Source organism: Nonomuraea sp. NPDC049709, from assembly GCF_040674815.1.
In the GTDB taxonomy this organism is placed as follows: Bacteria; Actinomycetota; Actinomycetes; order Streptosporangiales; family Streptosporangiaceae; genus Nonomuraea.
The window spans coordinates 58401-71617 of record NZ_JBFANM010000047.1; the positions used below are offsets into that span (position 1 = coordinate 58401).

5 protein-coding genes are annotated in these 13217 nt (G+C 70.6%); 4 read left to right on the forward strand and 1 reads right to left on the reverse strand.

Annotated elements, in window-relative coordinates; all coding sequences use genetic code 11:
• The first annotated feature begins 75 nt into the window (after positions 1-75).
• From AB0J69_RS38405 to AB0J69_RS38415, 3 genes are all read left to right on the forward strand, one after another.
• Positions 76-1086 carry a hypothetical protein gene (locus AB0J69_RS38405; RefSeq protein WP_364128045.1) on the forward strand — a complete coding sequence of 337 codons (1011 nt, stop codon included), beginning with the start codon at positions 76-78 and terminating at the stop codon, positions 1084-1086.
• Between the two features lie 15 nt (positions 1087-1101).
• Entirely contained in the window at positions 1102-3672 is a 2571-nt protein-coding gene (gene lanKC / locus AB0J69_RS38410; protein WP_364128048.1) for a class III lanthionine synthetase LanKC, read from the forward strand.
• An 88-nt stretch (positions 3673-3760) separates the two neighbouring features.
• Positions 3761-5686, forward strand: a complete 1926-nt coding sequence (locus tag AB0J69_RS38415) for an ABC transporter ATP-binding protein/permease (protein ID WP_364128050.1) — start codon at positions 3761-3763, stop codon at positions 5684-5686.
• A 65-nt stretch (positions 5687-5751) separates the two neighbouring features.
• On the opposite strand, the gene AB0J69_RS38420 is transcribed toward AB0J69_RS38415, so the two are convergent.
• Complete coding sequence (locus tag AB0J69_RS38420; protein WP_364128052.1) at positions 5752-6339, reverse strand: hypothetical protein; 588 nt, start codon at positions 6337-6339, stop codon at positions 5752-5754.
• Positions 6340-7104: 765 nt separating this feature from the next.
• Here AB0J69_RS38420 and AB0J69_RS38425 point away from each other — a divergent pair.
• Positions 7105-13155 (forward strand): RHS repeat-associated core domain-containing protein, encoded by a 6051-nt coding sequence (locus tag AB0J69_RS38425; protein WP_364128129.1) that lies wholly within the window; start codon positions 7105-7107, stop codon positions 13153-13155.
• Positions 13156-13217: the final 62 nt, after the last annotated feature.

Below are 13217 nucleotides of genomic sequence, written 5' to 3' on the forward strand. Positions count from 1 at the left end.
GGCAGTGGAACACGGTGGAACGGTCGAGTCACGCCTATACCGACGAGGGGGCTCATCGCCAAATATGGGGGTTACGTGGGTAAGGCCAATGACACCGGCGTGATGACGTTACGTGATCTCGGCTTCGACGAACTGGCGGAACGAACGTACCGCGCGCTGCTGCAGAAGCCCGAGCACGACCTGACGGCCCTGGAGGCTCATGTCGGCGCGGTGGAAGACGATCTCAGAAATGCCCTGGCTCACCTCGTCGACCTGGGCGTCGCCCGGACGCACCCGGCCGCGCCGTCCGGGGTCGTCGCCGTCGATCCCACCGCGTCGCTGAGGCAGCTCATCGAGCACAAGGAGGACGAGCTGCTGCGGAAGTACCGCAAGGTGGCGGGGCTGCGAACCGAACTGGGGGCGCTCTCGGTGCTGGACGCGCGCGGGATGGCGGGGCTGCGCGGCGGTGGACCGGGGGTGGAGTGGATCGACGGCATGCGAGACGTCCGCGAGCGGCTTCATGAGCTGTCGTCCCTGACCCGGGCGAGCATGTACTGCGTGCTGCACGGCCGGCCTCGACCGGAGGTCTGCCAGGCACTCGACCTGCGCCTGCGCAGGGGCATCGAGCTGCGGCTGGTCCATGAGCGGTCGGTGCTGGACGATGAGCGGAACCGTACCTACCTGCACCGGCTCATGGCCGAGGGAGCACGGATCCGCGTGAGCGACCGGCGACTCGACCCGCTGATCGTCATGGATGAGCAGGTGGCCGTCGTGCCCATCGACCCGGAGAACCACGGACAGGGCGCGCTCGTCGTCCGTCAGGTCGGCTTGCTGACCGGCTTCCTGCGGCTGTTCGACCGGCTCTGGGACGAGGCCCGCGAGCTGTCCCCGGATCTCCAGGACATCTCCCGGGAACCGGGACTGACCGACGACGACCGCCGGCTGCTCGACCTTCTCGCGTCGGGCAACACCGACGAGGTGGCCGCTCGCCGGCTCGGAGTGTCGGTTCGTCACCTGCGGCGGCGGATCGCCCGGCTGACAGCGCGGCTGGAGGCGTCCAGCAGGTTCGAGGCAGGCGTCGCGGCGGTTCGACGCGGCTGGCTCTGAGAGAGGAATGTCGCCATGCTGCAGCATCTCGCGTTCGCCCTGGCTCACGCGGACTACTACGAGCCACTCGACCTGGTCCCGCCGGGCGTCCCGTACCGGCCCGCCGGGATGCCGGCGACCTGGGAGCGATCGAGCAGGGACGTCTGGGCAGAATGGACGCCGCCCGGCGTCGTGCTCCCCGACCAGGGGTGGAAGATCCACGTCTCCAGCGCCATCGAGAACGCGCAGCGGGTGCTGGACATCGTCGCCGCCGTCTGCGTCGCGTTCTCCGTGCCGTTCAAGCATGTGAGCGGAAAGTCGTTCTTCCTCTGGGTCCACAACAAGCACGGGAACCGCGCGCAGAGCGGGAAGTTCTGCGCGGTGTACCCGCCGACCACGGAGGTCGCCCGCGAGCTGCTCGTCCGGCTGGAGCAGGATCTCGCCGGCTTCGCCGGGCCGTACATCCGCAGCGACCGGCGTTACGGCTCCTCGTCCTGCGTCTCCTACCGGTACGGCTCCTTCCGTGAACGATCCCGGCTGCAGGCCGACGGCACCCGGCAGCTCACCCTGCTGGACGCCGCCGGCCGGGAGATCCCGGACGAGCGGCGACCGGAGTTCGTGCTCCCGCCGGGCGTGACCGACCCGTTCGCCGCCCCGCGCCACGAAGAGGACGCCGGCGAACCGGCCGGCTTCGGCGGCTACACCTTCCAAGCGGTCCTCCAGCACAGCAACGCGGGCGGCGCCTACCGTGCCCGCGCGGCGGACGGCCGGCCGGTCTTCATCAAGGAGGCATGGGCCCACACCGGGTACGACGCGGACGCGCGGGACGCGCAACGGCGGCTGGAACAGGAACACGACACGCTCAGGACCCTGCACCGCAGGCACCCGGGGATATGCCCGGAGCCGATCGAGCTCTTCGCGCACTGGGAGAACACCTACCTGGTCACCGAGCTGGTCCCGGGCACGACGCTGAACAAATGGGTCGTCGCGAACTCCCCGGTGATCAAGGTCGGTCAGCCCCGGACAGCGTTCGCCGGCTACTACCGGAACTGCCTGGCCATCCTCGGCCAGGTCGAGCAGACCATCGCGACGCTGCACGAGCTCGGGTACGTCTTCGTCGACCTCAACCCGAGGAACATCCTCGTCGACGACCGGCAGAGGGTCAGGCTGGTGGATTTCGAGGCCGCCCGCCCGATCGTCGACCAGGCCGTCACGCCGCTGGGGGCACCGGGCTACCTCCCGCGTGAGGCGTACGAGGGCGAGCGGCCCACCGGCACGGCTTCGCGCTCCCTCGACGCGTACGCCCTGTCGGCCGTGGCGCAGATGCTGCTGTTCCCGCTGCACCAAGTGGTCACCCGCGCGCCGGAGGTCCTCGACCACATGCGCCACGACCTCGCGGCGCTCGCGCCGGTGCCGGACCGGCTCTGGGCCGAGGTGACGCGCGTCCACCGGCGCCCCGCCCGGCCGGGGCTGCCCGCGCCGGACGTGGTGGAACGCGCGCCGCTGGAATCGCTGCGCTGGCTGCGCGACCGGACCGCCGACGCGATCGGGGCGATGGCGCAGCCGGGCAATCCGCGCTGGGTCTACCCGACGACACCGGCCGGGTTCTCCTCCAACACCCGCTGCGTGGCGCACGGGACAGCGGGCGTGCTGCACGCCCTGCACATCACCGGGCGCGGGGTCGACCCGGAGGTCGTCGTGCGGCTGCGGGACGAGTCGCTGGCGCAGCGCCACGCCACACCGCCGGGCCTGCTGTACGGCAACGCCGGCATCGCCTGGGTGCTGGCCGAGCTGGGCGAGCCGGACGCCGCCGGGGAGTTGCTCGCGGCCGCCGACGGGCATCCGCTGAGCCGTACCTGCGCGACCTTCGGCGGCGGCGCGGCCGGCCTCGCCATGACACACCTGTCCCTCTACGGTCACACCGGAGACGACCGTCGGCTCGCCCGGGCCGGGGAAATCCTCACCGCGATCCCCGACGGCGAGGCGCTGACCGCGCAGCTCGCCCCCGGCGACGCCTCCGGCCTGGTCGGCGGCCGCCCCGGCATCGCGCTCGCCCTCTACTACCTGGCCCGCCTGACCGGCGACCGCGAGCCGCTGCGGCGCGGCCTCGGGCTGCTCCGCGACGAACTGCGCCACCAGCTCCCGGTGGAGACGGGGGCACTGGGGTTCCGGGTGTCCGCCGCCGACGCGCGCAACATGCCCTACCTCTTCGCCGGAAGCGCGGGCTACGCGTCCGTCCTGTCCCGATACCTCACCGTCGTCGAGGACGCCGAGCTCGCCGGCGTGCTCGCTCGCTGCCTGCGTTACTGCACGGTCCGGTTCACCGTCGGCGTGGGCCTGTTCCAGGGACTGGCCGGGCTGACGCTCGCTCTCTCGCAGTCGGCGGACCTCCTCGGCGATGCCGGCCTGCGTGGCGAGGCGATCAGGTCCGGTGCCGCGCTGTTCAAGTACGCGATCCCCGGCGACGACGGTGTCCGCTTCGTCGGTGACAGGTTCCTGCAACTGAGCGCCGATCTGTGGAGCGGCTCAGCCGGCGTGCTGCTGGCGGTGCACCACCTCCTGGCCGGCACTCCGGACCCGCTGTTCACGCTCGACGATCGGTGCTGATCGGCATGGAGGGTCACCGCGACGACTCCTTGCCGAGAGTTGGGCTCTCCTGAGCGCTCGTCACACTCTGTGCCTATACGGTGCCGGAATGGAGTCGTTCACCCCGACGCTCGACTGGGGCTCTGAGGGCTGGACATCGCTGGTGTGGATCGCCGAAGCGTGGGCGATCGCCGCGGTGTGCACCTTGGCGGTCCTCGTGCTGATCGGCCTCTCCACGACGTGGGGCCGGCAATTCTGGCGTATCACCGGCGCGTACTTCGTCGGCCCGGAGAGCCTCAAGGTCTGGCTCTGGCTCGGCGCCCTGCTGCTGTCGGTGGTCACCGGCGTCCGCCTGGACGTGCTGTTCAGCTACCAGGGCAACGACATGCTGTCCAGCCTCCAGGTCGCGGTCCAGGGCATCGCCGTCAACAACGCCGCGGTGAAGGGCTCCGGCGAACGCGGCTTCTGGATGTCCCTGTGGGTCTTCTGCGTGCTGGCGGCGATCCACATCGCCCGGCTGCTGCTGGACCTGTTCCTGTTCCAGCGGTTCGTGCTGGCCTGGCGCCGCTGGCTCACCGACCGGCTGACCGGGGACTGGCTCGACGGCAGGGCCTACTACCGGTCGCGATTCATCGACGACACCATCGACAACCCCGACCAGCGTATCCAGTCCGACATCGACGTGGTCACCGCCGGATTCGGGCCCCTGCCCAACCTTCCGAGCAACGGGGGGACGTCCAACACGCTGCTGTTCGGCGCGATCTCCGCGGTCACCTCGATCGTGTCGTTCACGGCGATCCTGTGGAGTCTCTCGGGCACGCTCTCCATCTCCGGCGTCGAGATCCCCAGGGCGATGTTCTGGATCGGGCTGGTCTACGTCCTCATCGCCTCCGTCGTCGCCTTCTGGATCGGCCGGCCGATCATCTGGCTGGCCTTCCGGAACGAGAAGTTCAACGCGGCGTTCCGTTACGCCCTGGTACGCCTGCGCGATGCGTCGGAGGCGGTCGCGTTCTACCGCGGCGAGGTCGCGGAGCGCACAGGGCTGCGGCGCCTGTTCGCCCCCGTCGTCAGCAACTACAAGCACTATCTGAACAGGACCATCGGCTTCAACGCCTGGAACTACGCGATCAGCCAGAGCATCGTGCCCCTGCCCTATCTCCTGCAGGCGCCGCGGCTGTTCACCGGTGAGATCCGCCTCGGCGATCTGACCCAGTCGGCCTCGGCGTTCAACCAGATCCAGAACGGCCTGTCGTTCTTCCGGAACGCCTACGACGCCTTCGCCGGGTACCGGGCGGCGATCATCCGGCTGCACGGGCTGGTCGTGGCCAACGAAGAGGCCAGGGCGCTGCCGGAGGTGACGACGCTGCCCTGCGCCGACGGTACGGTTCGGCTCGAGGCCGTCGAGGTCCGCACCCCCGATGGGCGGCAGCTGATCAGGCCGCTCGACATGCGGCTCGACGTGGGTGACACGCTGGTCGTCACCGGGCCGTCCGGCAGCGGCAAGACCACGCTGTTGCGCAGCCTCGCCGAGTTGTGGCCGTTCACCACCGGCACGCTGACCAGGCCGTGCGGACCCAACGAGACGATGTTCCTGTCGCAGCTGCCCTACGTACCGCTGGGCGACCTGCGCGCTGTCGTCACCTATCCCGGCAAAGAAGGCGACATCGATGACGAGACCCTGCGCCGCACGCTGCAGAAGGTGGCGCTGTCGCACCTCGTGGGCCGGCTCGACGAGGTGCAGGACTGGGCCAAGGTGCTCTCCCCGGGCGAGCAGCAGCGGATCGCGTTCGCCCGAATTCTGCTGACGAAGCCGAAGGTGCTCTTCCTCGACGAGTCGACCTCGGCGCTGGACGAGAACCTGGAGTTCGTCCTCTATCAACTGGTGCGGTCAGAGCTGCCCGACACCATCGTCGTCAGCGTCAGCCACCGCTCGACGGTCGAGCAGCACCACACCCACGAGCTCAAGCTGCTCGGCGAGGGCGCATGGCGCTTCAGCCCGCTGGGAGGCGACGAAACGGAACCCGCTCCGGCGTGACGGGCACGGAGCCGTACGCGCCCATGGAGGACATGGTGCTCCTCGCGGGAAGGCGGCAGCGGTCATCATGCGCCGGCCAGGCGCTCGAACCGGGGGATGCGGGCCAGGTCGCAGGCCACCGTGACGCGGGCGGGCCCTTCGACCACGACGCCGTCGTCGCGGCGCCAGCGCCCCGCCGGGACGGCGACGCTCCGTTCCGTGGCGCTCTTCGCCGTCACGGGCGCCACGATGAGGTCCGGGCCGAGGAAGAACTGGTCGGTGACCTCGTCCAGCCCGCTCGCGTGGATGTCCCGTCCCGACAGCCGCAGCAGGCCGTCCTCGAACGCGAACGCGAAGGGCCGCTCCGACCAGATCACTCGCGCGCGGTTCGACAGCAGCACCGGGCTGCTCTGGTTGGACGGCGCGGCATCGCCGGACCCGTGCCCTTCCGGCGAGCCGAGGTCGCGGGCGAACGGCCGCATGCCGAACGGCATCGCCAGACCGTCCTCCGCGGCGCCTCCCCACCAGCGCTCGCCCGCCTCCAGAGCCAGCTCCAGCGCATCCCCTGACTGCTCCAGGAGCGGGATCTCGTGCCCGGGCGGGACGTGTCGCTCGTCGGCGTCTGCACCGACGACACCGCGCTGTCGTATGCCCGGCCGATCACGATGTCTCACCTCGGCCCCGCGCGTTGTCGAGATTGGCGATGCGCCTGCTCCTCGAACGCCTCCAGGGCGCTGACGGGCCACCTCGCCTGGAGCTCGTCGAGCCCGAGGACCTGGTGCGGCGCGCCACGACGACCCTGTTCACGGACGTGCCATAGCCCAACACACGATCGATACGTATCGCATTGATCGTGTCCACGGACGGGTGGAGCGACAAGCGCGGCGAACGCCTCGGCTGTGCCGGCACGGGCGGGCAAGAAGTTTCAGGTACGCCCGTACGCCTGAAGAATATTTGAGCAGAAGGCGCAAAAGTCTGGACCAACGACTCCCCGGCGGCGACGATTCGATCATCGATCGAAGACCGCGGATATGCCCGGGTGCCCGAAGTCCAGGGCGTGATCCCGGCTCAGAACGGCCGAGTGGCGGATCGTGTACCGGACGTCGATCGCGTCACGGTGGCAGGGAAGGGCTGGTCGCACCGTCGAGATCGTCTCCTCACCCAGCGAGACCCCCCGGGTTTTCGCGCCTCCGTTGGCACGCTGAGCACCGCACAGCTCGCTCAGCCAGCCGCCCCCCGTAAGCCCCTGGAGAAGCTCAATGGATCTGCCGGATGAGTTAGACCTGCCCGAATCCCGATGGAACGGCCTTCGAGAAACGCCCCAGGAGCCGGATCGCCCGGACACGTCGTGGAATCGTTTCGCGAAGGAAGAGGCAAAGCCCGAATCGCGCTGGCCACGCAGGCTGGCGCCTGTTCTCTCGATCGTCCTGCTGGTGGAGATGGCGTACGCCGTGCCCGCCTACGCGGCCCCGCGCTCGGCGCCGGCCGTGCAGAAGGAGGTGCCGGTGACGGGCACGAGGGTGCCCGTCAAGCCGCCGCTGGAGGATCCGGCCGGCAAGCAGGCGTGGACGGCGCCACCGGGCGTCACCTGGCCCAAGCCGCAGAAGGCGGAGCTGGGCGGCGCCGCCGCCAGGACCCTGGCGGCCGGCTTCCCGGTGAAGCTGGCGCCGGGGACGGCCAAGGCGGCCCAGGCGACGGCCCCGATCAGTGTCGAGCTGCTCGACACCGACCTGCTCGGCCTGGCGATGCGGGTCACGCCGGGGCAGGGGGTGGCAGCGGCGGCCGCGGCCAAGCCGGTCAGAACCCGCGTGGAGGTGGACTACTCCGGCTTCCGGTACGCCTACGGCGGCGACTACGGCGCCCGGCTGCGGCTGGTGAAGCTGGAGGAGTGCGCGCTCACCGGCGCGGCCGGCTGCCCGCAGCCGGAGCCGGTGAAGAGCGACAACAACGTCACGGACGGCACGGTGAGCGCCGAGGTCGAGACCGGCGGCCTGTACGCGCTGACCGCGGCGGCGTCCGGTCCGTCGGGCGACCATGCCGCGACCTCGCTGGCGGCTTCGTCCGACTGGAGTGTGGGCACTCAGTCGGGCGACTTCACCTGGGGCTACGAGATGCGCACGCCTCCGGCGCTGGGTGGTGAGGAGCCGGGCGTGTCGCTGGGCTACTCCTCGCAGAGCGTGGACGGCCGCACCGCCTCCACCAACAACCAGGCGTCCTGGGCGGGGGAGGGCTTCGAGCTGAACCCGGGCGGCTACGTCGAGCGCCGCTACAAGTCCTGCATGATCGACGGCAAGAAGACCGGCGACCTGTGCTGGGACCAGGACAACGCCACCCTGTCCCTGGGCGACTCCTCGGTGGAGCTGGTCAAGGACGCCACCACCAAGCAGTGGCGGCCCAAGCGCGACGACGGCACCAGGATCGAGGCGCTGACCGGCGCCACGAACGGCGACAACAACGGCGAGTACTGGCGGGTCACCACGGCGGACGGCACCCAGTACACCTTCGGCCTGAACCGGCTGCCCGGCTGGGTCACCGGCAAGGCGGAGACCAGGTCGGTGCAGACGGTGCCGGTGTTCGGCAACAACAGCGGCGAACCCTGCTACAACAGCACCCCGGCCAACGCCTGGTGCCAGCAGGCGTACCGGTGGAACCTCGACTACGCGGTGGACACCCACGGCAACGCCACCACCTACTGGTACGAGCGCGAGACGAACCACTACGGCCGCAACATGAAGCCGGAGCTGGGCACCCAGTACGTGCGCGGCGCGTACCTGACCCGGATCGACTACGGCTACCTGAAGAGCGAGCTGTTCACCAAGGCGCCCGCGGCCCGGGTGGTGTTCGAGGTGGCCGAGCGCTGCCTGCCCAGCGGAACCATCACCTGCGCCGCCGACCAGCTGAAGAAGGAGACCGCCGGCCACTGGCCGGACGTGCCGTTCGACCAGATCTGCGACGCGGGGGTGAAGTGCACCGACCGCCTGGCGCCGACGTTCTTCACCCGCAAGCGCCTGGCCAAGGTCACCACCCAGATCAGCAACGGCGCCGGCACGTACAAGCCGGTGGACTCGTGGGCGCTGGCGCACCAGTTCCCCGCTTCGGGTGACGGCATGAGCCCGGCGTTGTGGCTGGCCTCGGTCCAGCAGACCGGTCACGTGGGCGGCACGATCACGCTGCCCCCGGTGAAGTTCACCGGCGTGCAGCTGCCCAACCGGGTGGACGCCCTTGAGGGGCGCGCCCCGCTGGTCAAGTGGCGGGTGCAGGCGATCAACAACGAGTCCGGCGGCGAGCTGCGGGTCAACTACTCGGCGGCCGACTGCAAGCCGGGTGACGTCCCCACGGCGGACCGGAACACCAGGCGCTGCTTCCCGCAGCGCTGGGCCCCGCCGAACGAGGCCGAGGTCACCGACTGGTTCCACAAGTACCTGGTCACCCAGACCATCGAGGTCGACCGGGTCGCCGGCTCGCCGAACGTGGTCACCGACTACGAGTACCTCGACGGTGCCGCCTGGCACTACGCCGACAACATCCTGGTCAAGCCCGAGCACCGCACCTGGGCCGACTACCGCGGCTTCGGCCGGGTCCGCGTCCGCCAGGGCGACGGGCAGGACGGCAAGCGCACGCTGACGGAGTTCCGGTTCTTCCGCGGCATGCACGGCGACAAGCTGGCCGACGGCACCAAGCGGGTGGCCCAGGTCGAGGACACGGAAGGCGTCAAGCTGGACGACCTCGACCAGCTCGCCGGGTTCGAGCGGGAGGAGATCCTCTTCGACGGTGACGGCGGCGCGCTCCTGACCGCGACCGCGCAGGAGCCGTGGTCGGTCAAGACGGCCGAGTCCACGCAGGGCGGCGTCACCAAGGCCGCGCACGTGGTCCAGCCCAAGTCCATGGTCACCCGGACCGCGCTGCCCGGGGCCAAGTGGCGGCGTACCGGCGAGGACCGCGCGTACGACGCCAAGGGCCTGCTGCTCCAGGTGGACGAGAAGGGCGACCTGGCCAGCGCCGATGACGACGAGTGCACCCGCTACAGCTACGCCCGTAATGACACCTCCTGGATGCTCGACTACCCCAGCAGGGTCCAGACGGTCGCCGCCGGCTGCGGCACCGCGGTCTCCACGCTGGCCGCCGGTGAGGTGATCTCGGACGAGAAGATCCAGTACGACGGCCAGGCGAACGGCCAGCCGCCGACCAGGGGCGACGTGACCACGGTCCAGGAACTCGTCTCGGCGGACGGCCAGACGATCACCGGCACCACCCGTACCTACGACGCCTACGGCCGCGAGACCAGCGAGACAGATCCGGTCGGCACCAAGTCCGTCACCACCTACAGCCCGGCCGCCGGGGCCCCGGCGACGGAGACCACGGAGACGAACCAGCTCGGCCACGTCGAGCGCACCCAGCTCGAACCGGCCTGGGGCGAGCCCATCGCCGAGATCGACGCCAACAACCGCCGCGTCGACATGGAGTACGACGCGCTCGGCCGCCTGGTCAAGGTCTGGCAGGCCGACCGCAGCAAGGCGGCCGGGCAGTCGCCCAGCACCGAGTTCTCCTACACGGTGCGTACTGACGGGCCCAGCGTCGTCACCACCAGGACGTTGCGCGCGGACGGCGGCTACACCACCAGCCACGAGCTGTACGACGGCCTGATGCGCGAGCGCCAGACCCAGGAACCCGCGCCCACGGACGACCAGACGCAGGACCCCGCGCTGCGCGACGGGCGCACGATCACCGACACCTTCCACAACTCCCAGGGCGAGGAGTACAAGGCCAACACCGGCTACTTCGCCACGGGCACCCCCGCCACCGACCTGCTGGCGGTGGCCGACTCCGCCGTCCCCAACCAGGTCGTGTCGTTGTTCGACGGCGCGGGTGAGGTCAACGCCGAGATCCTCAAGGTGAAGGGCGTGGAGAAGTACCGGGTGACGGCCAAGGAGGAGGGCGACCGGCTCCACGTCACACCGCCGCCGGGCGGCACGGCGACGACCCGGATCGGTGACGCCCAGGACCGGCTGATCGAGCTGCGCCAGTACAAGGGCGCCACCCCGACCGGCGAGTACGACTCCACCAGGTACACCTACGACCACGCCGGCCGCCTGTCCACGGTGACCGACCCGGCGGGCAACGTCTGGCGCCACCACTACGACCTGCGCGGCCGGGAGATCAGGACGGAGGACCCGGACAAGGGCGTCACGACCACCACGTACAACGACGCCGACGAGATCGTCACCACCACCGACTCGCGCGGCAAGACCCTGTGGTACGGCTACGACGCCCTGGGCCGCAAGACGCAGATGCGCGAAGGATCGGCGAGCGGCCCGCTGCTGGCCGAGTGGAAGTACGACGCGCTGGCCAAGGGCGAGCTCAACGCCAGCATCCGGTACGTGGACGGCCAGGCGTACACGGCCGAGATCAACGCCATCGACGCCGACTACCGCACCCTGCGCCAGACCGTGACCATCCCGGCACGGGAGGGCAAGCTGGCCGGCTCCTACCAGCTCAACACCCGCTACACGCTCGACGACCAGGTCCAGTCGATCAGCTTCCCGGCCGCCGGCGGGCTGGCGGAGGAGCAGGTCGTCTACAGCTTCGACGGGCTCAGCCAGCCGACCAGGGTCACCGGCCTGTCGGCGTACGTGAGCGCGGCCCGCTACTCCAAGCTGGGCGAGACCCTCCAGTACGAGCTGGGCGAGGGCACCAGGAAGACCTGGCTCACCTACACCCACGACGAGGGCACCCGCAGGCTGAGCGGCATGCGGCTGGACCGGGCGGGTGCCGCCGCCAGCGATCTGGACCTCAACTACACCTACGACGCGGCCGGCAACGTCACCAAGATCGCCGACAGGGCCGGCCAGGACACGCAGTGCTTCAAGCACGACCACCTGCGCCGGCTGACCTCGGCGTGGACGGCCACCGACGACTGCGCCGGCGGCAGCCCGCAGCCGGGCACGATCGGCGGCGTGGCCCCGTACGCGGTCAGCTACGCCTATGACGTCACCGGCAACCGTACCCAGGAGACCAAGCACGCCTGGGGCGGCACGGCCGAGACGGTACGCACCTTCACCTATCCCGCGGCCGGCGGCAAGCAGCCGCACGCGCTGCAGACCGTCGGGTCGGACCTGTTCGAGTACGACGCCGCGGGCAACACCACCAGGCGCAAGGTCGGCACCTCCGACCAGAGCCTGGTCTGGGACGCCGAGGGCAACCTGGAGTCGGTGACCGAGGCCGGCAAGACGACCTCGTTCCTCTACGACGCCGACGGCGACCGGTTGCTCCGCAAGACCCCCACCGACGCCACCCTCTACATCGACGACATGGAGCTGCGCCTCGACTACGCGAAGGACGCCGTCGAGCAGACCCGCTACTACACCATCGGCGGCGAGGCCATCGCGGTGCGCACGCCGGACAACCAGGTCTTCTTCATGGCCAACGACCACCAGGGCACCGCGCAGGCCATGGTGAACGCCGGCACCGGAGACGTGGCCATCCGCCGGCAGACCCCGTTCGGCGAGGACCGCGGGACACCACCATCCTGGTGGCCGGGACAACGCGGCTTCGTCGGCGGCACCAAGGACGCGACCACCGGGCTCGTCCACCTCGGCGCCCGCGAGTACGACGCCACGAACGGCCGCTTCCTGTCGGTCGACCCGATCATCGACGAGAGCGATCCGCAGCAGCTCAACGCCTACGCCTACGCAAACAACAGCCCCGTCACCATGAGCGACCCCGACGGTCAGCTGGTCTGGTTCGTCGTCGGCATCGCGGCGCGGCTCGCGGCCCGCGCCATCGCCAGGAAGCTGGCCCAGGCGGCGGCCAGGCGGGCCGCGCAGGCCGCGGCCAGGCGGGCGGCGCTCGCCGCGGCCCGGCGCAGGGCCGCGGAAGCGGCAAGAAGGCGGGCCCTGGAGGCGGCCAGGCGCAGGGCCGCCGAAGCGGCCAGGAAGAAGGCGGCTGAGGCGGCGAGGAAGAGAGCCGCGGAAGCCGCCAAGAAGAGGGCGGCGCAGGCGGCCAGGAAGAAGGCCGCGCTGGCCAGGCAGCGGGCGGCCGCCGCGGCGGCCAGGCGACGGGCCGCAGCGGCAGCGCGCCGGGCGGCGGCGGCCAGGCGACGGGCCGCGGCCGCGCGCAGGGCGGTGACCAGGCGGGCGAGCAGGCCCCGGAGCACGGTCAGGCATCGGCCCGCCGTCCGTCCGACCAGCCGCAGGGCGGTCCAACGGCAGTCGCCGCCCAAGGCACAGCGGAACCCGCCGAACACCGGCCAGAGCCAGTCGCGCGGGCTGACCGACGCGCAGAGACGCTCGATCGACGAGCAGTTGGGGAGGGTCCAGCCCACAGGCTCCCACCAAGGGAGCGCCCGGAAATACACGGAAACGATAGCTGACCAGGGCACCGGGCACGGCCCGGCCTCCAAGCCGTACACGTCGGACAGTCCGTCCTCGAAGACGCCGACGATTCTCTGGCGCCTCTGGCAGGTCCTCAGGCCGCTGGAGCCGCCGGGGTAACCATGCCGTGTGGCCAAGCGTGATGCGGCAGGGTCACGGCCGGCCGAAAGAGGAGCGGAGCT

Bases quoted from the DNA above. Each gene is read 5' to 3' on its own strand.
- AB0J69_RS38425 (WP_364128129.1), top strand. From the start codon at position 7,105: ATGGCGTACGCCGTGCCCGCCTACGCGGCCCCGCGCTCGGCGCCGGCC.
- lanKC (WP_364128048.1), top strand. From the start codon at position 1,102: ATGCTGCAGCATCTCGCGTTCGCCCTGGCTCACGCGGACTACTACGAG.
- AB0J69_RS38415 (WP_364128050.1), top strand. From the start codon at position 3,761: ATGGAGTCGTTCACCCCGACGCTCGACTGGGGCTCTGAGGGCTGGACA.